Origin of the sequence: Saccharomonospora amisosensis (genome assembly GCF_011761185.1) — a bacterium.
GTDB classification, from domain to species: domain Bacteria; phylum Actinomycetota; class Actinomycetes; order Mycobacteriales; family Pseudonocardiaceae; genus Saccharomonospora_A; species Saccharomonospora_A amisosensis.
In genome coordinates this window covers 3,554,610-3,575,075 of record NZ_JAAOYM010000001.1, presented here as the reverse complement: position 1 = coordinate 3,575,075, position 20,466 = coordinate 3,554,610, and the positions used below count along the sequence as shown (strand labels likewise).

Annotated in this window: 18 protein-coding genes; 11 read left to right on the top strand and 7 right to left on the bottom strand. The window is 70.2% G+C overall.

Going from position 1 to position 20,466, the window contains the following annotated elements; genetic code table 11:
- The first annotated feature begins 1 nt into the window (after nucleotide 1).
- From gcvT to FHU38_RS17320, 8 genes are all read left to right on the top strand, one after another.
- Nucleotides 2–1,105 (top strand): glycine cleavage system aminomethyltransferase GcvT, encoded by a 1,104-nt coding sequence (gene gcvT, locus FHU38_RS17355; RefSeq protein WP_167172754.1) that lies wholly within the window; start codon nucleotides 2–4, stop codon nucleotides 1,103–1,105.
- A 21-nt stretch (nucleotides 1,106–1,126) separates the two neighbouring features.
- Nucleotides 1,127–1,498, top strand: coding sequence for a glycine cleavage system protein GcvH (gene gcvH, locus FHU38_RS17350; protein ID WP_167172752.1), 372 nt, complete (start codon nucleotides 1,127–1,129; stop codon nucleotides 1,496–1,498).
- Nucleotide 1,499: 1 nt separating this feature from the next.
- Nucleotides 1,500–2,762, top strand: a complete 1,263-nt coding sequence (glyA, locus tag FHU38_RS17345) for a serine hydroxymethyltransferase (protein WP_167172751.1) — start codon at nucleotides 1,500–1,502, stop codon at nucleotides 2,760–2,762.
- Between the two features lie 86 nt (nucleotides 2,763–2,848).
- A complete protein-coding gene (locus FHU38_RS17340; protein ID WP_313886812.1) occupies nucleotides 2,849–3,601 on the top strand; it encodes a FadR/GntR family transcriptional regulator in 753 nt (250 codons plus the stop codon).
- 151 nt (nucleotides 3,602–3,752) lie between these two features.
- Nucleotides 3,753–6,314, top strand: a complete 2,562-nt coding sequence (locus FHU38_RS17335) for an AMP-binding protein (protein ID WP_167172749.1) — start codon at nucleotides 3,753–3,755, stop codon at nucleotides 6,312–6,314.
- Between the two features lie 14 nt (nucleotides 6,315–6,328).
- A complete protein-coding gene (locus FHU38_RS17330; RefSeq protein WP_167172747.1) occupies nucleotides 6,329–7,354 on the top strand; it encodes an iron ABC transporter substrate-binding protein in 1,026 nt (341 codons plus the stop codon).
- 83 nt (nucleotides 7,355–7,437) lie between these two features.
- Nucleotides 7,438–8,916, top strand: a complete 1,479-nt coding sequence (locus FHU38_RS17325; protein WP_313886811.1) for an ABC transporter permease — start codon at nucleotides 7,438–7,440, stop codon at nucleotides 8,914–8,916.
- Nucleotides 8,913–10,001, top strand: coding sequence for an ABC transporter ATP-binding protein (locus tag FHU38_RS17320; protein WP_167172745.1), 1,089 nt, complete (start codon nucleotides 8,913–8,915; stop codon nucleotides 9,999–10,001). Before FHU38_RS17325 ends, FHU38_RS17320 begins: the two co-directional genes overlap by 4 nt.
- On the opposite strand, the gene FHU38_RS17315 is transcribed toward FHU38_RS17320, so the two are convergent.
- Both FHU38_RS17315 and FHU38_RS17310 read right to left on the bottom strand, forming a co-directional pair.
- Nucleotides 9,965–10,627: an O-methyltransferase gene (locus FHU38_RS17315; protein ID WP_167172743.1), complete on the bottom strand. Its 663-nt coding sequence runs from the start codon at nucleotides 10,625–10,627 to the stop codon at nucleotides 9,965–9,967. The genes FHU38_RS17320 and FHU38_RS17315 overlap by 37 nt on opposite strands.
- A 30-nt stretch (nucleotides 10,628–10,657) precedes the next feature.
- On the bottom strand, nucleotides 10,658–10,903 hold the full coding sequence (locus tag FHU38_RS17310; RefSeq protein WP_167172741.1) for a hypothetical protein: 246 nt from the start codon (nucleotides 10,901–10,903) through the stop codon (nucleotides 10,658–10,660).
- A 188-nt stretch (nucleotides 10,904–11,091) separates the two neighbouring features.
- On the opposite strand from FHU38_RS17310, the gene FHU38_RS17305 reads away from it, so the two are divergent.
- Nucleotides 11,092–12,312 carry an NAD(P)/FAD-dependent oxidoreductase gene (locus FHU38_RS17305; protein WP_167172739.1) on the top strand — a complete coding sequence of 407 codons (1,221 nt, stop codon included), beginning with the start codon at nucleotides 11,092–11,094 and terminating at the stop codon, nucleotides 12,310–12,312.
- An 11-nt stretch (nucleotides 12,313–12,323) separates the two neighbouring features.
- Here FHU38_RS17305 and FHU38_RS17300 read toward each other — a convergent pair whose 3' ends face one another.
- The gene (locus tag FHU38_RS17300; RefSeq protein ID WP_167172737.1) at nucleotides 12,324–12,623 is read right to left on the bottom strand and encodes a YrhK family protein; all 300 of its coding nucleotides are present in this window, start codon (nucleotides 12,621–12,623) and stop codon (nucleotides 12,324–12,326) included.
- A 36-nt stretch (nucleotides 12,624–12,659) separates the two neighbouring features.
- A complete protein-coding gene (locus FHU38_RS17295) occupies nucleotides 12,660–13,910 on the bottom strand; it encodes a Bcr/CflA family multidrug efflux MFS transporter (protein WP_167172735.1) in 1,251 nt (416 codons plus the stop codon).
- Between the two features lie 159 nt (nucleotides 13,911–14,069).
- Between FHU38_RS17295 and FHU38_RS17290 the strand changes: the two genes are divergently transcribed.
- On the top strand, nucleotides 14,070–15,269 hold the full coding sequence (locus tag FHU38_RS17290; RefSeq protein WP_167172733.1) for a PucR family transcriptional regulator: 1,200 nt from the start codon (nucleotides 14,070–14,072) through the stop codon (nucleotides 15,267–15,269).
- Nucleotides 15,270–15,290: 21 nt separating this feature from the next.
- On the opposite strand, the gene FHU38_RS17285 is transcribed toward FHU38_RS17290, so the two are convergent.
- The 3 genes from FHU38_RS17285 to FHU38_RS17275 all read right to left on the bottom strand — a co-directional run bounded on the left by FHU38_RS17285 (nucleotide 15,291) and on the right by FHU38_RS17275 (nucleotide 17,638).
- Entirely contained in the window at nucleotides 15,291–15,650 is a 360-nt protein-coding gene (locus FHU38_RS17285; protein ID WP_167172731.1) for a response regulator transcription factor, read from the bottom strand.
- 14 nt (nucleotides 15,651–15,664) lie between these two features.
- Nucleotides 15,665–16,438, bottom strand: a complete 774-nt coding sequence (locus FHU38_RS17280) for a GAF and ANTAR domain-containing protein (RefSeq protein ID WP_167172729.1) — start codon at nucleotides 16,436–16,438, stop codon at nucleotides 15,665–15,667.
- A gap of 147 nt (nucleotides 16,439–16,585) precedes the next feature.
- A complete protein-coding gene (locus FHU38_RS17275; RefSeq protein WP_167172727.1) occupies nucleotides 16,586–17,638 on the bottom strand; it encodes an LCP family protein in 1,053 nt (350 codons plus the stop codon).
- Nucleotides 17,639–17,847: 209 nt separating this feature from the next.
- Between FHU38_RS17275 and FHU38_RS17270 the strand changes: the two genes are divergently transcribed.
- Nucleotides 17,848–20,457: a LuxR C-terminal-related transcriptional regulator gene (locus tag FHU38_RS17270; RefSeq protein WP_167172725.1), complete on the top strand. Its 2,610-nt coding sequence runs from the start codon at nucleotides 17,848–17,850 to the stop codon at nucleotides 20,455–20,457.
- Nucleotides 20,458–20,466 lie beyond the last annotated feature (9 nt).

Sequence of the window (20,466 nt, the reverse complement as noted above, 5' to 3'; positions counted from 1 at the left end):
GGTGAAGACTCCGAAGATTCTCAAGACTCCGCTGCACGAGGTACATCTCCAACTCGGTGCGTCCTTCACCGACTTCGCGGGCTGGTCGATGCCGGTGCGCTACTCCAGCGAACTGGCCGAGCACAGGGCCGTGCGCGAGGCGGCGGGCCAGTTCGACCTCTCCCACATGGGCGAGATCGAGCTGTCCGGTCCGCAGGCGGCGGGCGCGCTGGACTACGCGCTGGTCGGCAACCTGTCCGCGGTGCGGGTCGGCCGCGCCCGCTACACGATGATGTGCGACGAATCCGGCGGGGTGCTGGACGATCTTGTCGTCTACCGGCTCCAGCACGACCGGTTCCTCGTGGTGGCCAACGCAGGCAACGTGGCCGTGGTCGCGGATCGGCTGCGGGAGCGGGCAGGTGGCTTCGACGCCCAGGTCGACGATCGGTCCGTGAAGACCGCGCTGATCGCCGTGCAGGGCCCGCACTCGCCCGCGATAGTGGCAACGGCTACCGGTGCGGACCTTTCCGGACTGAAGTACTACGCGAGCATGCCCGCCCGCGTCGGTGAGCACGAGGTGTTGCTGGCCCGCACCGGCTACACCGGTGAGGACGGCTTCGAGGTGTTCACCGACGCCGACGAGGCGGTGGCGGTGTGGCAGTCGCTGGCGGCGGCGGGCGAGTCGCACGGCCTGCTGCCGAGCGGTCTGGCGTGCCGCGACACGCTGCGGCTCGAGGCGGGGATGCCGCTGTACGGCAACGAGTTGAGTACCGAGTTGACGCCGATGCACGCGGGCCTGGGCCGGGTGGTGAAGTTCGACAAGCCCGGTGACTTCGTTGGCAGGGCCGCGCTGGAGAAGGCCCCCGAACCCGACCGCGTGCTGGTGGGCTTGCGCGGCGGGGGCAGGCGCGCGCCCCGGCACGGCTACCGTGTGCTGCACGGCGAGCGGGCTGTTGGCGAGGTCACCAGCGGGGCGCTTTCGCCGACGCTGGGCTACCCGATCGCGATGGCCTACGTCGAACGCGAGTTCGCCGAGCCCGGCACCGAACTGGGCGCCGACATCAGGGGACGAACCCAGCCGGTGACGGTCGTCCCGATGCCGTTCTACAAGCGTTCCACCACCTAGAAACAAGCCGAAAGGGTTTTGATGAGCATCCCGGAGAACCTGCGCTACACCCGTGAACACGAGTGGGTCAGCGGCGACGAGGTGGTGACCATCGGCGTGACGGCTTTCGCCGCCGACTCGCTCGGCGACGTGGTGTACGTGCAACTACCCGATGTCGGCGACCAGGTGACGGCGGGCGAGGTCTGCGGCGAGATCGAGTCGACCAAGTCGGTCAGCGACCTGTACTCGCCCGTGACGGGAGAGGTTGTCGAGGTCAATCAGTCCGTCGTGGACAAACCGGAGACCGTGAACGCCGACCCCTACGATGCGGGCTGGCTGTTGCGGGTGCGCGCGAGCAGCGTGCCCGAACTGCTCGCCGCCGACGCCTACGCCGCGCTAATCCAGGAGGGCTGACATGAGCTCGTTCGACGCCGATCTGTCCACTGTCGACCCCGAAGTCGCCGAGGCGGTGGCCGCCGAGCTGACCCGGCAGCGCTCGACGCTGGAGATGATCGCCTCGGAGAACTTCGCGCCCGCCGGGGTACTGCAGGCGCAGGGCTCAGTGCTGACCAACAAGTACGCCGAGGGCTACCCCGGCCGTCGCTACTACGGCGGTTGCGAGCACGTCGACGTGGTGGAGAACCTGGCGATCGAGCGGGCGAAGTCGCTGTTCGGCGCCGAGCACGCCAACGTGCAGCCGCACTCCGGTGCCCAGGCCAACGCGGCGGCGATGGTGTCGATGCTTGAGCCGGGAGATACCATCCTCGGTCTCGACCTCGCGCACGGCGGTCACCTCACACACGGCATGCGCCTGAACTTCTCCGGCAGGCTCTACAACGTCGTGGCCTACCACGTGGACGCCGAGACCGGGCTGATCGACATGGCCGAGGTGGAACGGCTGGCCACGGAGCATCGGCCCAAGCTCATCATCGCGGGCTGGTCGGCCTACCCGAGGCAACTGGACTTCGCCGAGTTCCGGCGCATCGCCGACTCGGTTGGCGCGAAGCTGATGGTCGACATGGCTCACTTCGCGGGGTTGGTCGCGGCGGGCCTGCACCCCAATCCCGTACCGTTCGCCGACATCGTCACCACCACGACCCACAAGACGCTCGGCGGCCCGCGCGGCGGCATCGTCCTGTGTGGCGAGGAACATGCCAAGAAGCTGAACTCGGCGGTGTTCCCCGGCCAGCAGGGCGGCCCGCTGGAGCACGTGATCGCCGCGAAGGCGGTGGCGCTCAAGATCGCGGCGAGCGACGAGTTCCGTGATCGCCAGCAGCGCGTTTTGCAGGGCGCGAAGCTGCTCGCGCAGCGGTTGAGCGAACCCGACTGCGCCGCCGCGGGCGTTCGGGTGCTCACCGGAGGCACCGACGTCCACCTCGTACTCGTCGACCTTGTGAAGTCCGAACTGGACGGAAAGCAGGCCGAGGACCGGCTGCACTCGATCGGGATCACGGTCAACCGCAACGCCGTGCCGTTCGACCCCCGCCCGCCCATGGTGACCTCGGGCCTGCGGATCGGCACCCCTGCGCTGGCCACCCGTGGCTTCGGCTCGGACGACTTCACCGAGGTCGCCGACGTCATCGCCCGCGCGCTGCTGCCCGAGTTCGATGAGGCTACGCGGCAGGAGTTGAGTTCGCGCGTCAGCCTCCTCGCCGACAAGCATCCGCTGTACACGTAGCGGCCGTCATCGGTGACTCGTTCACCGGCCTGCCCGCGTGCGGGGCATACACTCGCCGCAGGACACCGTATCGGCAGGAGGCGGCCGTGAGCACTGGGCTCGGCAGGGACCCGCGAGCGGTCCCCGCCGTGGCCGGTGCCAGCGCGGGGGACGCGCTGTTTCGCCCCGTCCGCGCGGGCAACGCCTTCGAGGAGACCGTGGAGCGGTTGTTGCAGGCGGTGCGGCTCGGTGTCGTGGGCGCGGGGGAGCGGTTGCCGTCGGAACGCGAGTTGGCCGAGCGGCTCGGCGTGAGCAGGGTGACGCTGCGCGAGGCCATCAGGGCGCTGGCCGACGCCGGATACGTGGAGTCGCGGCGCGGCCGCTACGGCGGCACCTTCGTCAAGGAGAGCCTGCCCGCACCGCGCGCCGGCGGTCGGTTGACCGACCAGGGTGCGCTGGAGGACACCCTCGGCCTTCGGTACGTGCTGGAAACCGGTGCCGCCGAGCTTGCGGCATCCCGTTCGCTGACCCCGGCCGATCGCAGACACCTCACAGCCACGCTGGCCGAGGCGTGCACGGCCGACGTGTCCGACTACCGGCGCAGGGACTCGCGCCTGCACCTGGCGATCGCGGAGGTCACCGGCTCGGCCTCGCTGACCTCGGCGCTGGCCGACGTGCGGATGCGGGTGAACGAACTGCTGGACGAGATCCCGCTGCTGGAACCCAACCTCGACCATTCGAACAACCAGCACGAGGCCGTGGTGGAGGCGATACTCGCCGGCGATTCCGCCGCCGCGCGGGCAGCGATGATCGAGCATGTCGAGGGCACAGCCTCACTGTTGCGTGGGTTCCTGCAATGACCGGTCTTCGGCTCGATTACCGGCAGTGGCCTTGCTCACTTTGGTTGTCACCCATCCTCGGGGTTATGCTCAGGCAAGGCTTCCCTAATTTTGGGAAGGCTTGGCTTGTCGGCACGGGGATGGTCGACCCGATCGGGAGTGAGCACGAGCCGTGACACTGGATGTCGTCGCACCGCAGGCGACCGGCCCCGCCCAGATGGCCGTGCCGTTCGCCTCGAACCTGCGACGACACGGTAACCGACTCGCCGTTGTAGCCCCCGACGGGACCCCACTGACCTACCACGAGCTGGCCGACCGGGTCGACGCGATGCGCGTGCGACTGACGGGCACGACAACGGCTCGTCGGCTGGTGCTGATCGCCGCGTCCAACGACATCGAGCCGCTCGTGGCCTACCTTGCGGCTCTCTCGGCGGGGCACCCGGTGCTGCTGACCTCTCCCCAGGACGACCGCGTCGAGGCCATGGTGTCCGCATACGACCCCGACGTGGTGCTGCGGCCGGACGGCCGCGCCTGGCGGCTGGTCCAGCGACGCGAGCACACCGCCCACGAGTTGCACCCGGAGTTGGCGCTGCTGCTTTCCACCTCCGGCTCCACCGGCTCGCCCAAACTCGTCCGGCTCTCCGCGCACAACGTGCGGGCCAACGCCGAGGCGATCGCGTCCTACCTGGACATCCGCGACACCGACCGCGCGATCACCTCGCTGCCGATCCACTACAGCTACGGGTTGTCGGTGGTCAACAGCAACCTGCTGCGCGGCTCCGCGCTGCTGCTGACCGGCGAATCCGTGGTGGCGCCAAGCTTTTGGCAGCTGGCGCGGCAGTGGGGCGCGACCAGCCTGCACGGCGTGCCCTACACCTTCGAACTGCTCGAAACCATCGGGTTCGACCGCATGGAGTTGCCCAGCCTGCGTTACGTGACACAGGCGGGCGGGCGGCTGGAGCCCGACCGGGTGCGCCGACTGGCCGAGCTGGGGAAGCGTGACGGCTGGCGGCTGTTCGTCATGTACGGCCAGACCGAGGCCACCGCACGCATGGCCTACCTTCCGCCCGAGCTCGCCCTCTCGCACCCGGACACCATCGGCGTCGCCATCCCCGGCGGGTCGTTCCGGCTGGCCGACGCGCGCCCAACCGGCGACGGCGAGGAAGGTGAGCTGGTCTACCGTGGTCCCAACGTCATGCTCGGCTACGCCGAGTCGCCCGACGATCTCGCGCTCGGCCGCACGGTGCGGGAGCTGGCCACCGGCGACATCGCGCGGCGCACTCAGGAAGGGCTCTACCGGATCGTCGGTCGTGCCAGCCGCTTCATCAAACCGTTCGGGCTGCGCATCGACCTCGACCATGTGGAGCGAACCCTGGCGCGGGCGGGCTACGTGGGCGCGTGCACCGGCACCGACGACGGCCTGCTGGTGGCGGTCACCGGCGGCGCGGAGGATGCCGAAGCGGTGCGACGCCTTGTGCGCGACCGGTTCGGGCTACCGGTGGCTGCCGTGCGGGTGCTTGCCGTCGACGAACTTCCCCGGCTGGCCAACGGCAAGATCGACTATGCCGGGCTGGAGCAGACACCTACCGCGCTGCGCGAGGTGTTCGCGAGGGTGTTCGGCATCGCGAACGTGGCCGACGACGTCACGTTCGTCAACCTCGGCGGCGACTCGCTGACCTACGTGCGCATGGCCACCGAACTGGAGAAGGTGCTCGGCACCGTGCCAGACGGTTGGCCGAACCTGCCGGTGAGCGAGCTGGAGCGGCTCGAACCGCGCCGCAGGCGGTTTCCCGCGCTTGAGACCAACGTCGTGCTGCGCGCGCTGGCGATCGTGCTGGTCGTCGGCACCCACGTCGGCTTCTTCGGGATCATGGGCGGCGCCCACCTGCTGCTGGTGCTCGCGGGCTGGACGTTCGCGAGGTTCGGTCTGGCCGACGGCGAACCCGGCGTCGCGGGTCGTGTACTACGCGGCGCGGCACGCGTCGCCGTGCCTTCGATGCTGTGGCTCGGGGTACGGGCGTTCACCGAACCCGATGTCGGGGCCGCCAACGTCGCGTTGCTCAGCAACTACGTTCCCGGGCAGGTCGCCAGAGGGTACTGGTTCATCGAGGTGCTGGTGCAGGCGCTGCTGGTGTTCGGGCTGCTGTTCGCCATCCCTCCCGTGCGCGCAGCGCAGCGACGTCACCCCTTTCGGTTCCCGCTGGTCGTGCTGGCGGTCGCGCTCGCCCTCAACCTCGGTCTCGCCGGAGTCGGCCAGCCTTTCGACCACGCGATGAGCCTGCACGGCGCGCTGTGGTTCTTCGTGCTCGGCTGGCTCGCGCTGCGAGCCGACACCCCGCGAAGGAAGGCCGTGGTCGTGCTGTTGGGGCTGCTGCTGGTTCCCGGCTACTTCGGCGACCCGGTGCGTGACGGCATCGTGGTCGGCGGGCTGGTGCTGCTGCTGACCGTGCCCACCATCTCGCTGCCGAGGTCACTGGCGCGGTTGTTGACGGTGATCGCGGGTGCGTCACTGGCGATCTACCTGACCCACTACGCCGTCTACCCTGGGCTGCTGACCCACCTGCCGCCGTCGGTGGTGTTCGCGACCAGCATCGCGGTGGGAGTCGTGACGTGGTTGGCGGTGGAGTCAGCCGTGCGGCTGGTGGGCAACCGGGCCGCGCGCGGATCCAGCGCGGTGTCGTGCCCGAAAACCTGCCCAACCACCCCGAAGACGTTGCCGAAGGTGGCTTCGTGAAGCGAGGAGGAACTGTGCGATTCCGTCACCGGGTGACGACGGCGGCGCTGCTCGGCGTCGTCGTCCTTCCGCTTGCTGTGGCCTGCGGTGACAGCCAGGCGGGCCCCGACACGCTGGTGGTCTACTCGGGTCGCCACGAGGGGCTGGTCGGCGGTCTGCTTGATCGCCTGGAACGGCACACCGGGATGCCGGTCGAGGTGCGCTACGGCGGCAGCGCCGAGATGGCCGCGCAGATTCTCGAGGAAGGCGAGGGCACCTCCGCCGACCTGTTCTTCTCACAGGACGCGGGCGCGCTCGGCGCGCTGTCGGAGCAGGGCAGGCTCGAGCGGCTGCCGCAGGATGTGCTGGGGCTGGTGCCGGAGCAGTACCGCGCCGACGACGGCACCTGGGTGGCCACCTCGGCCCGCGCTCGGGTGGTCGCCTACGACCCTGGCCAGGTCAGCGAGGCCGACCTGCCCCGCAGCGTGGACGACATCGTGGACCCGAAGTGGCGCGGCAAGGTGGGTTTCGCACCCACCAACGCCTCCTGGCAGGCCTTCGTCACCGGGCTTCGGGTGTTGCGCGGCGACGAGGCGGCACGGCAGTGGCTGAACGACTTCGCGGCGAACGAACCGCAGCGGTACAAGAACAACCTCGCGGTGCTCGACGCGGTCGACTCGGGCCAGGTCGCCATGGGGTTGATCAATCACTACTACTGGTACGAGCGAATCGCCGAGCAGGGCGAGAACGGGGTGAACGCGCAGCTGCACTTCGTCGGCGGTGACGACCCGCTGGCGTTGGTGAACGTCGCGGGTGTGGGCGTGCTCTCGGGCAACGACTCCGACGAGGCCGCGCGCAAGGCCGTGCGGTTCCTGCTGTCGGAGGAAGCGCAGCGTTACTTCGCCGACGAGACCGCGGAGTACCCCGTCGTCGAAGGCGTGAGTTCCAGCGAGCACGACCTGCCGCCGCTGACCGAGATCCAGTCGCCGGACCTTGATCTGTCGCGGCTTTCGACGTTGCAGCAGACGCTTCGGATGCTGCAGGAGGCGGGGCTGTCCTGAGCATCACGAGCATCCCGAGCACCACCCGCCCCGGCGAGGGGCGGGCTACGCGATCGGCGCCACTGCTGACCGCGGCCGCGATCGTGGCCGCGGTCGCGGCGCTGACCCCGCTGGCCTACCTCGTCGTGCGGGCCTTCGAGGCGGGCGCGGACACGGTGTGGCGGGTGCTGTGGCAGCAGCGGACGCTGGAACTGGCGGTGCGCAGCCTCGCGCTCGCCGCCGCGGTGGCGGCAGCCTGCCTCGTGCTCGGGGTGCTCGGCGCGTGGCTGGCGGTGCGCAGCGACCTACCGGGCAGGCGGGTCGCCGCCGTGTTGCTGGTGCTGCCGCTCGCCGTGCCCTCCTACGTCGCGGCGTTCACCTGGATCGCGCAGTGGCGCGACCTTTCCGGCTTCTTTGGTGCGTTCGTCGTGCTGACCCTGGTGTCGTTCCCCTACGTACTGCTGCCTGTCGCCGCGGCACTGCGCACCGCCGATCCCGCGCTGGAGGAGGTGGCGCGCTCGCTGGGCAAGTCGGCACCCAGGACGTTCCTGCTGGTGACCCTGCGTCACATCCGTCCAGCGGCCACGGCGGGCACGCTGCTGGTGGCGCTGTACGTGCTCAGCGATTTCGGCGCGGTGTCGCTGATGCGGTTCGAGGCGTTCACGTTGGGCATCTACACCAGCTACCAGGCCACTTTCGATCGCACGCCCGCCGCGATCCTCGGCTGCGTGCTGGTGGTGCTGGCGCTGCTGCTCACCGTGGGCGAGCGGCGAGCGAGGGGCGCCGCCGCGGTGCGCTCGGCCCGTGGTGCCGCGCGGCCCTCGGCAACGGTTCGCCTCGGAAGGGCCCGGATTCCCGCGCTGCTGGGTGTGGTGCTGCTGCTGGTGCTTTCGCTGGGTGTGCCGGTGTTCAGCCTGGTGCGCTGGCTGTTCGTCGGCCGCTCGGCAGGCGTGGACGTCCCGGACCTCGTGTCGGCCACGTTGGGCACCGTCACCGTCGCGGGCGCGGGCGCGTTGTTGACGGTGGTGCTGGCGATTCCCGTCGGGGTGCTCGCCGCGCGACACCAGGGCAGGCTTTCCCGCGGTGTGGAACTGGCCAGCTTCGCGGGCCACGCGCTGCCCGGAATCACGGTCGGGCTCGCGCTGGTGTTCTTCGGTATCAGGGTCGCGCCTCAGCTGTACCAGCGCACGCCTATGCTGGCGTTCGCGTACGCGGTGCTGTTCCTGCCGCTGGCGGTGGGTGCCGTACGTACCGCCGTGGCACAGGCACCGCCCGTGCTCGAGGACGTGTCACGCTCGCTCGGTAGAGGCAGGTTGCTGACCCAACTGTTCGTCACGATGCCGCTCGCGGCACCCGGAGTGCTGGCAGGCGCCGCGCTGGTGTTCCTCACCAGCGCCAAGGAGTTGCCCGCGACGCTGCTGCTGCGGCCGACCGGCACGGACACCTTGGCCACCGAGTTGTGGAGCAGCACCGAGATCGGCGCCTTCGCCGCGGCCGCGCCGTACGCGGCTGTGCTGCTCGTCGTGGCGGCGGTGCCCGCCGTCCTGCTCGACCAATTCCTTCGGCAAGGGGGTAGGCGATGAGCCGGTTGACCGTCGAGGGCCTCGTCGCGGGCTATGGACCCCAACCCGTGCTTCGTGGCCTCGATCTCGCCGTGCCGCAGGGCGCGCTGGCCGCCGTACTGGGACCCTCCGGCTGCGGCAAGACCACGCTGCTGCGTGTGCTCGCCGGATTGCACCCGCTGCGGGAAGGCCGCGTCGCGCTGGGAGACCGAGTGCTGTCCGCCCCCGGTGTGCACGTGCCTCCCGAGCGCAGGGGCATCGGGCTGGTTCCGCAGGAGGGCGCGCTGTTCCCTCACCTGAGCGTCGCCGCCAATGTCGGATTCGGCCTTTCCAGGGCCCAGCGCCGCGAAGGGCGCGTGGAAGAGGTGCTTGAACTGGTCGGGCTCGCCGGGTACGGCAAGCGGATGCCCGCGCAACTGTCAGGTGGGCAGCAGCAGCGGGTGGCGCTGGCTAGGGCACTGGCTCCGCGACCGGGTGTGGTGCTGATGGACGAGCCGTTCTCCTCCCTCGACGCAGCGCTGCGGGCTGAACTGCGGACCGACGTGCGGGCGGCGCTGCGCGCCTCCGGCGCGACCGCGTTGCTGGTCACCCACGACCAGGAGGAGGCGCTCGGCATGGCCGACCTGGTGGCCGTGCTGCGCGACGGGGTCGTGGCCCAACTGGGCACCCCGCAGCAGGTGTACCTCGAACCCGCCGACCTGGATGTGGCGCTGTTCGTGGGCGAAGCGGTGGTGTTCGACGGGCGACCCGGCCACGGTGCCGTGGACACCCCACTGGGCAGGCTCACGGTGACCGCCGAGGGTGTGGCGGGTTCCGGCGAGACCGAGCGTTCCCGGCGCGGCACCGTGCTCGTGCGGCCGGAGCAGGTACGCATCGACCGAACCGGTCGTGAGGGTGTCGCAGCCATGGTTACCGACGTGCTCTTCCACGGCCACGACGCCACCGTGCTGCTGCGGCTCGGCGACGGGCACCACGTGCGCTGTCGCGTGCAGGGCCCGCTTCCCGCGAGCAGAGGCGATGCCGTTTCGGTGAGTGTGTCGGGAACGGCCCGGTTCTTCCCGGCAGCTGATCAGCCGGTGACCAACGCGATCGCGAGCCCGTCGTAGCCCTTTGCGCCCACCGTCTGCAACGCGGTGGCCTCCACCCTCGGCTCTGTCGACAGCAGCTCGATCAGGTGCCGCACACCGCGCACCGCCGGGTCTTCGCTGCCCGCGTCGGCGACCTCACCGCCACGGACGACGTTGTCGACCACGATGACGGTTCCCGGCCTGCTCAACTCCACCGCCCACCTGAAGTACTCGGCGATGTTCGGCTTGTCCGCGTCGATGAACACCAGGTCGAACGGGCTGTCTTCGCGGACCGACGGCAGGGTGTCGAGCGCCTTGCCGACGCGGATGTCGACCCGCGCCGCCAGCCCGGCCCTGTCGATGTTCTCCCGCGCCACCTCGGCATGGTGTTCGTCGACCTCCAGCGTGATCAGTTTGCCGTCCGAGGGCAGTGCCCTGCCCAGCCAGATCGTGCTGTAGCCGCCGAGCGTGCCGATCTCCAGTATCGACCGTGCGCGGGACGTCCTCGCGAGCAGATACAGCAGCTTGCCCTGGCTGGGGGCGACCGCGATGGCGGGCAATCCCGCCTCCGCGCTGGCCTCCGCTGCCGCGTCCAGTGCCGGGTCCGCGCCTAATAGGTGGGTGTTGAAGTAGTCGTCCACCGCGGTCCACTGGCCAGCCGTCATGGTCTGTAGACCTTAGGCGGTCGGATACGGCTACGCGGGCCCGAGCTCGCTGTCGTCACCCTCCTCGGAGTCCTCGCCTGCGGCGGACGCGCCGACGCTGACAACGGCGTCGCGAAGGGCGGCGCGCAGCCGCCCGACGTCCAACGGGGTCAGCACCGCCGCCTCGCCCGGCGGTGCGATCAGCACCACCCGGTCACTGCTAACGAGCACGGTGACCTCCCGCCGCCGCCCAGCGAGATCTCGGCAGGAGATCGCCCATTCATCGCGCACCACCACGTCGACCGCCCCTCGTTATCCCGGTGTTGCTCTGGTGTGCGTGTCAGTGTGCTGAATACGATGACGCTGTCGCGGGCTGATGACGGTTGCCCGCGAACGACTTCACCTCGTATCACTTTGTGTCGTTGTGGTAGCTGCGAACTGTAGTCTCAAGTCCGGGTAGTTCACCAGGCGCAACGGAGGGATCGATGCCCGAGCCGGAGCGGATCATCATTGTCGGAACTGGACTGGCGGGCGCCACGGCCGCCGCTGAAGTGCGAGAACGCGGATTCCGCGGCGAGGTGACGCTGTTCGGTGAGCAGTCCCACCGCCCGTACGAGCTACCCGCGTTGTCGAAGTCGGTGCTGCTTGGCGAGACCGACGAGCCGGAGTGGGTGCGCGACCAGGGCTTCTACGCCGAGCACGACATCGATCTGCGCACCTCGGTGCGGGTGGAGCGGGTCGATCCGGCCGAACACCTGATCACGGATGACGAGGGCGGCAACCATCGCTACGACCGGTTGGTGCTGGCCACGGGCTCCCGCCCGCGCCACGTTGCCGTGCCGGGAGCCGACCTGCCTGGGGTGAGGACGCTGCGCACGCTGGACGACGCGCTCGCGCTACGAGCCGCGCTCGGCGAGGGCGTCCGGGTGGTGGTCGTCGGCGCGGGATGGATCGGTACCGAGGCCGCCGCGGCCGCACGCGCCCACGGTGCCGACGTCACCGTGGTGGAGCAGGCCGAGCTTCCGCTGCTGCCCGTGCTCGGCGGCGAGGTGGCCGCCGTGTTCCGTGACCTGCACGCCGAACACGGGGTGAAATGGCGGCTGGGCACCGCGATCGCCGAGTTCACCGGGGACTCCGGCGGTGTGCGCGGGGTGCGACTGCGAGACGGTCAGGAACTCGCTGCCGATCTCGTACTGGTCGCCGTCGGAGCGGGGCCCAGGGTAGAGCTTGCCGAGGCCGCCGGTCTGGACCTCGCTGCCGACGGTGGCGTCGCGGTGGACGAGGGGCTTGCGGCGGCGCCGGACGTGTTCGCTGCCGGTGACATCGCCTCACACCCGCACCCACGCTACGGACATCGGGTTCGCGTGGAGCACTGGGCCAACGCCAAGGACCAGGGCGCGCACGTCGCCCGCAACCTGCTCGGTGAGAACGAGCCGTACCTGGCCACGCCGTACTTCTTCACAGACCAGTACGACCTCGGGTGCGAGTATCGCGGCCTCGCCGACCCCGACGCCGATGAACTCGTGGTGCGCGGAGACCTCGCTTCCCGCGAGTTCATCGCGTTCTGGTTGCGCGAGGGCCGGGTGCGGGCAGCGCTCAACGTCAACTCCTGGGACGAAGGCGACGCCTTGCAGGCGCTGGTCGACGACCGTGCCGCGGTGTCGGCGCGGCAGTTGCGGGAGGACGATCTCGGCCGCTTCGAGTAGCCATCAGCGGTTCAGAAGTCCCTTGCGGTCTCGCCGGGCATACCGGGGCGCAGCCTGCGTAGGTGCACCCGCCTGCTGAGCCTGATCACCGGCCGTACGAACAGCTGGATGCTGCCGAGCAGGAACAGCCAGGTCCCGGCCGTGGTGGTGGACTCGGAGAGGAACAGCACGCTGCCCACGGCGAACCACAGTGCGATGAGGATGTCGTTGCCGATGCTGAGTACCTCGTAGCGCTGGCGCACGAGCAGTTCCTCGTGCCCGAACTTCAGCAGCACCTGGGAGTCGTCCTCGGAGTTCTCGCTTCTCGCCATCAACTCACCGTGCATCGCCCGCCTGCGGGCCGCACGTCAGGCGGGCCGCGGCGCGGTGGGGTAGCGGCGGGTGAGCACACCGAAACTGGCCAGCGCGAGCAGCCCGGACACGGCCATGATCGTGGCCATCGGGACCGCCGAGCCCTCCCCGAACGCGCCGACCAGCGGTGACGCGGCGCCTCCTACGAGGAACTGCACGACTCCCAGCAACGCCGAGGCCGAGCCCGCCGTATGCGGGTGGTCGGCCAGCGCGAGCGAGGTCGCGTTGGGCATGATCAACCCGATCGAGGAGACCAACACGAACAGCGGGGGCAGCAGGCCCGCCAGTCCGAGCCCGAACACCGCGGCGGCCACCATGCCCAGCGCACCCGCCATGGTGGCCAGCAGACCGGTGAGCAGCAGCGAACGCTGCTGGAACCGGCCGACGATGCGGCCGTTGACCTGGCTTGCCGTCACGAGGCCGAGCCCGTTGACCCCGAAAACGATGCTGTACTCGACAGGGGACAGCCCGTAGACACCCTGCAGTACGAACGACGAACCGGAGATGTAGGTGAACATTCCCGCGAACGCCATGCCGATGGCGAGTGCGTAGCCGAGGAACAGTCGGTCGCTCAGCAGACCACCGTAGGTGCGCATGACGGACCCGAAGCGGGCGGGCCTGCGCCTGCTCGGCGGCAGCGGTTCCGGCAGTGCGAAGGCCGCGACGGTGAGCAGTAGCACGCCGAAGCCGGTCAGCGCCCAGAAGATCCCGCGCCACGACGTCACGGCGAGGAGTTGGCCTCCGATGACGGGCGCGAGAATCGGCGCCAGTCCGGTGACGAGCATGAGCATGGAGAAGAACCGCGCCATCGCGATGCCGGAGTAGAGGTCACGCACCGTCGCGCGCGCGATGACCACTCCGGCCGCGGCGCCGAACGCCTGAAGCGTGCGCGCCGCGATCAGTGCCTCTGCCGAAGGGCTGATGGCGCACAGCACCGACGCGACCACGAAAACCGCGATGCCGACCAGCAGCGGTCGGCGCCGCCCCCACGCGTCGGAGAGCGGGCCAACGACCAGTTGCCCAACACCCAGCCCGACGATGAACGCGGCCAGGGTGAGCTGCAGCGCCGTGTCGGTGCTGTGCAGGTCCTGGGTCATCGTGGGGAGAGCGGGCAGGTACATGTCCACGGACAGCGGGCCGAACGCTGTCAGCCCACCCAGGATGAGCGCGTACCTGGCGGTGCGGTTGCCGCGGCGCTCGGCGACTGTGGCCTGCCCGGTCCCGCTGACTGCCGTGTCCGTGCTCAATGCCGCCTCCAGTCCGCTCGCCCGACGGACAGAATAACTTGCGTAGCGGTACTAACTATTCCATGAAGTGGTCGTGATTCTCGGCATGGTGGACGTGCCCTCGGTCACCCGGCGGCGGTGTCCTACGGTTGACCGGTCGCTGCAACCGAGGAGACGAAGGTGTCTGATCTCGCCGAGGAGTTGGCGCGTGCGCTGATCACGCGGCTCGACGAGCTCACGGACGAACTCGTGGCGGACATCCTTGCCGAGAATCCCGGCTACCATGACGCCGCACTGGTGACGCTCGCCGAGCTACGCCGCTCCTGCCGCACCAACCTGGAGCGAATCCTGCAGCTGCTGGGTGACACGGTGCCTTCCGGTGACGAGCCGTTGGACGCCGCGCGGACCACGGGTTCGCGGAGAGCGGAGCAGCGCGTGCCGCTCGACTCGGTGCTGCGGTCGTTCCGCCTCGGCGGCAGGGTGCTGTGGCGCGGCCTCGTCCGCACCGGCAAGGAAGATCATCGGGTGGATCGCGATCAGCTACTCGACGTCGCCACCACTGTGTGGACGGTGGTCGACGAGGCCTCCTCTGCGGTCGCGCAGGCCTACCGGGAAACCGAGCTGCAACTGAGCAGGCTGGACGACCATCGCAGGCACGCGCTGGTCGGTGACCTGCTGCGGGGCCGCGGCAGAGACGCGGGTTTCGCCCAGCGGGCCGCCACCGAGTTGGGGCTGCCTGGGCGGAGCGACTACCTCGTGTTCGTGGCGAGCATGGCCGCCGACGGCATGCCGGGACTGGCGATGCCGCAGGACGCGCTCGCCAGCTACGGGGTGAGATCGGTGTGGCAGCCACGGGACCGCACCACGGTTGGCCTGGTCGCGCTACAGGGACGGGAGCCGTCGACCGTGCTGGACCTGCTGCGTGGCGGCGTCCGGGCCGGGGTCGGTGTCAGTCCCGCCGTTGCGGGCCTTGCCGAGGTCGGCGTCGGTCACGACCTCGCGCTGCTGGCCCTGCGTACGTTGCCTGCCTGCGAAGCCGGGTTCGCCGTGCTCGACGAGCGGTTGCCGGAGGCGTTGGTGGCCCGATCACCGGAACTGGCCGAGCGGCTGTTGCGGGGTGTGCTCGGCCCGCTGCTGCGGTTGACGCCGAGTGAGCGCGACGTGTTGCTGCCCACCCTTGCGGTGTGGCTGGAGACCAACCGCTCCGCCGCCGCGACGGCCTCGCGGCTGTACTGCCACCGCAACACCGTGCTCAACCGCCTGCGCAGGCTGGAGGGTCTGCTTGGCACGTCGCTGCACGACCACAGGGCCGGGCTGGCGCTGTCCCTTGCTGTGCTGGCCCACGAGATCACGACAGGCAAACCGTCGGTGGAGCGCTGAGGGCGCGCTCTGCGTCGATCCTCAATCATTACCCGCGGGATGCAGCAGCGCTTCGACCTCCGCGAGCAACTCCCCGCTCGTGAACGGCCGCGCGAGCCAGCCATCGACCCCCTCGTACCCGTTCTCGGCGAGGTTGGCCGAGGTGAGCAGCAACATCGGCACCCCGGCCTTGTCGCGGATGCGGTCGAGCAGCGGCCGTGGGTCGGTGCCAAGCAGTTCGGAGTCCACCACGACCAGGTCGGGCCGCTGCTCGCCTGCCATCCGCGGACCCGACTGGCCGTCGAACGAGAGCACGACCTCGTAGCCGGCGCGTTCGAAGGTCAGTCTCAGCGCGAGCGCGGCACCGGGGTCGTTCTCCAGCGCGAGCACCCTTGTCGTCACCGGACGCCGCCCGCTCAGCTGGCGTCGCTGTAGGGGCGCGGTTCGTGCTGCCTGCCACGTCGCGGCGCTTCGGCGGTCGCGAGGTGCCGCACCGACGGTGCGTCGTCGATCACGTCCTGCGCGACGCCCGCGAGCCTGCGCCGGGTGCGGCGGGCGAAGGAGCGCATCACCTCGAAGGCCGACTCGAGGTCGCTGTTGAGGCGGGTGGCCAGCACACCTTTGGCCTGCTCGATGGTCACCCTGGTGTGCAGGGCGGTCTGCAACTGCCCGGCGAGCTGCTGCGTCGAGCCCAGTGTCCGCCGGGAGAGCACCGTGGCAGCGGCGGTGTCGGCCAGTGCCTGCCCGATGGCGCGGTCGGTGTCGGCCAGTGACCCCTCACCGTGGCGCAGCAGCATCAGCGCACCGACGACCTGCCCGTTGCCGCACAGCGGCAGGGTGTGCGCCGAGGTGAAGCCGGTGTTGAGTGCCGAGGCGGTGAACGCTGCCCAGCGTGACTCGTGACGCAGGTCCGCCGAGCCGGAGCACATCGCCGAGCGCAGGCTTTCCACGGCCGGGCCCTCGACGGTGTCGGCCTGCAAGATCGTCAGCTCCCGCGCGGTGTCCGTTGTGGCCGCCAGCGCCTGCACTCGTAACCGCTCATCGGCCAGTAACGCCGCGGCCTCGTCCACGGCCAGCAGGTCGCGGCAGCGCAGCGCGAGTGCGTGGGCGTACTCGGTCTCGTCGAGCCCCCCGATACCCGCGTCGGCGAGCGCGGCGAACGCGCTGGCCAAAGCCACCTCGCGGTGCATGGACACCTCCCTGCGATCGTCGCTGCTCCCTCCGATTCGGAATGGAGCGTCGGTCCAGCCCGCATATCGGCGCGGTCGCCCGAACACAGAACCCGTGGCGACGTCGGTTCACCTGGTCCGGAGGAGGCGCTCACCCGGCCGCGTGGCTCAGCGGGTGGAGCTTCCGAGCCTGCTGTCGGGGAACTGCCGCACGTAGTGTTCGAGGTTCCCGGCGGCGAGCGCGCGCCACAGCCTCGGTGCTCGCCGGGAGTCCAGGTACACCACGGACTGGCCGTCCTCCTGGCCGAGTCCGGACACCGGCGCCGTGAGGAAGGTGATGTTGCCGGGGCGGAGGCTGCGCAGGTCGAGTGCCAGCGAGCGCAGTGCGCTGTTGGTGAGAGTGTCGTCCACGCTCACCCAGTGGGTGAGCGTGTCCAGGAACCGGTATGTCCGAAGTGGATCTGACAGCATGCCGCCGGACACGGCCGACTCCAGCAGCGCCCGCAGCGCGCTCTGCTGGCGCTGCACCCTGGTCAGGTCCCCGCCGGGAAGGTTCTTGCGCTGCCTGACGTATGCCAGGGCGGCGGGGCCGTCGAGGTGGTTGGGGCCCGCGTGGAACCGGAACCCCTCCGTGGTCGCCGGACTTGCCACGTTGACGTTGATACCGCCGACGGCGTCGGTGAGGGCACGGAAGCCGCTGAAGTCGATGACGGCGAAGTGGTCAACCCTGATCTTGGTTAGCGATTCGACGGTGTGTACGAGCAGACCCGGGCCTCCCAACGAATAGGCCGCGTTCAGCTTCGTCGTGCCGTGCCCGGGGACATCCACCCAACTGTCCCTTGGCAGCGACACCACCCCGGCATGGGAACCGTCGGCGCTGACCTGGGCGAGCATGACGACATCGCTGCGCTGTGACCCTGGGGTGAATTCGGTGCCGGGTGCGGCTGCCCCCGTCGTCGGCTGGCCCGCGCGGCTGTCCGTGCCGACGAGCAGGAAGGTCATCATCGGGGTCTGCGGTGGGCGTTGCTCGGGGTCGAGCTCGCTGAACACGCCGGGAAAGCGCTCTACCTGGCCCGCGAGCCGGTCGGACAGCACGACGACGGCACCGGCCGCCAGGCCCGCGAACGCGAGAGCGATCAGCGTCAGCGTGAGTAGCAGCTTGCCCGCGCGTCGCAGCGGCGAGCGTTGTCGAGTGGTCTCCTGCTCGCCGTGTTCGTCCACCAACGACTCTCCCTCTGCGAACGTGGGTCGTCGTTGTCGAACACTCGCAGCGGCCGAGCGGTCGGCGCCTCATCCGCCGCGGGTGAATGCGCAATCCGCATCGCGGCACGTCCGGTACCCGGTCCGGGGTCACTCGTCCGATAGATCTTGCGACACGGCGCGTGGAATGGCGGTCGTCGCACCCCCGTGGTTCTCGTAACCTGGCTGTGATGTCGGTGGAAATCAGCCAGTCGAGCCCGGTGCTCGCCGCGAAGTTCGCCTGCCCTACCGCGCCGAGTGGGCAGGTGCGCAGGCAGCGGCTGGAACGCCTGCTCGACGCGGCGTCTCCGGTCACGGTGGTGTGCGCGCCGCCTGGCTTCGGTAAGACGACGCTGCTGGCCGAGTGGGCCCGGCAGCGGGCGGGCGAGGTGGCCTGGATCAGTGTGGACGGCGGCGACAATCGCCCGGGCGCGCTGCGCCGAGCGGTGCTCGCGGCGCTGGGTGTGGACGAACAACACGGCCGTAGCGGTGGCCAGGCGGGCGCAGGCGGCGGGCTGGTGCCCTGGCCCAGGGGTCCACGCGGGATCACCGAGCAGACCGGGGAGGTCACCGGACACACCAGGTCGTTCCTCGTGCTCGACGACGCGCACCTGCTGTCCGAACAAGACGCCTGGCGTGAGCTGGAGTCACTGTTGCTGGCCGCGCCCGACGGACCGAGGCTGCTGCTGAGCACCCGGCGGCGGCCCGCGCTGCCGCTGCATCGCCTGCGTGTGGCAGGCAGACTGCGGGAGCTCGGCCACCGCGAGTTGGCACTGTCCGAATGCGAGACCGCGGCCGTGCTCGCCGAGCACGACGTGCGACTGACCGATGCGGACCTGACTCGCCTGATGCGCCGCACCGAGGGCTGGCCCGCCGCTGTGCGCATGGCCGCGCTGGCGCTCGCGGACTCCTCCCAGCACACCGCCACGATCGACGCGCTGGCCGAGTACGACCGCGCGGTGGCCGACTACCTGGCGCAGGAAGTGCTCGCCGAGCTACCAGCCGAGCAACTCGACGTGCTGTTGCGAACCAGCGTGTGCGAGCGGTTCACCGTCGAGCTGGCAGGGCGGCTCGCGGATCGCGACGACGCGGGCGACCTGCTGGACCGCATCGAGCGGACCACCCAACTGCTCACCCGCGACGACAGTGTGGGCGGCTGGCTGCGCTGCCACCCGCTGTTGCGCGGTCACCTCCGCGCCACGCTTCGCTCGCGCTCCATCGCCTGCGTCGCTCCACTGCACCGCGCCGCGGCGACCTGGTTCGCCGGACACGGCGAACCGCTCACGGCGATGCGACACGCCGCCGAGGCCGCCGACGAGGAACTACTGGCGGAGCTGGTGGTGCGGCACGGACCCACACTGCTGCTGCGGGGCGGCGGCGGCGCGTTACGGCAGCGGGCAGCCACATTGCCGCAACCGGTGACACAGCGCGCCGACGTCGATCTCGTGCTCACCATGGCCGACCTGGCAGGCGGTGACCGCAGAGGGGCGCAAGCGCGGCTGGCGAGGCTGGCCGAAGGCGAAGCGCTGAGCCGCGACCGTCAGACGTATGCGCTCGCGCTGGTGGCGCTTGCCCATCACTGCAGGTTGACGGGCAGGCTCACCTCGCACGTCGAGGCACTGGACAGCCAACTCGACCACATCACCTCCCCGGACCTGCGCACGCTCGCGCTGGTCAACCGCGGCACCGCACGGCTGTGGTTCGATTGCCACCGGCAGGCGGCCGACGACCTGGAGCACACGCTGCGGCAGGCCCGTGAGCGCGGCTACCACCAGCTGGAACTGCACTGCCTGGCCCACCTCGCCGCGACGGCCGCCGCGGCGGCGGACTACCCGGCCATGCGCGATTGGGCGGATGAGGCGTGCGGGTTCGCCAGAGCCCACGACCTCACCGGCACCGCGGCCGACTCCCTCGGCCACGCGATGGCCGCGTGGGGTGCCCACCAGGAACTCGACGACGACGCGGCGCGAGCGCACGCGGAGTCGGCCGCCCGCCTCACCGGCCGAGGGCACGACCGCATGCTCGACCTCACCGTCCGGTCGATCGTCGCGATCGTGGCCGCTACCACCGACCCGCAACCCGCGCTGGCCGGCCTGCGCACCTGCTGGAACGCCGTCGAGTCGGCCGAGACCCCGCAGCGAACGCTGGTGGCGCGCGCGGCGACTGCCGAGCACCGGATGGCGCTGCGGCTGGGCAGGCCCGACTGGGCGGCTGAGGCGCATCGGCGGGCCACCGCCCACCTGGGTGATGTTGGGGAGATCGCGTTGATGCGTGCCAGGAACCACGCGCACCACGGTCGGGTCACCGCGGCACGCTCTCACGTGGACCGGCTGCTGCGGGACGGGACCTTCCTGCTGCTCGACAGCGACATCGAAGCTCACTTGCTGGCCGCCTCGCTGGCCGACCGAGCCGGAGACAGCCACCTGGCACGGCAACGACTGTCCTCGGCTCTGGAACTGGCGGCCCCTTCGCGCGCGCTGCGGCCGTTTCACGAGGCCGGTTCCCGGGTGCGCGACCTGCTCGCGGCGCAGGCCGGACGCTTCGGCGTGCTGGAGCCGTTCGTCGGCGAGGTGCTTTCTGGGTTCACCCCGGCCCGGCAGGAGGTGGCGGTCGAGCTCACACCCAGGGAGCTGGCGCTGCTGACGGAGTTGCCTTCGATGGGCACTGTGGAAGAGATCGCCGCGAACCTGTACGTGTCGGCCAACACGGTCAAGACCCACCTGCGCAACATCTACCGCAAGCTCGGCGTCACCACGCGCAGGCAGGCGGTACAGGTCGCGCGGCGAACCGGCCTGCTGTGAGGCCGCCAC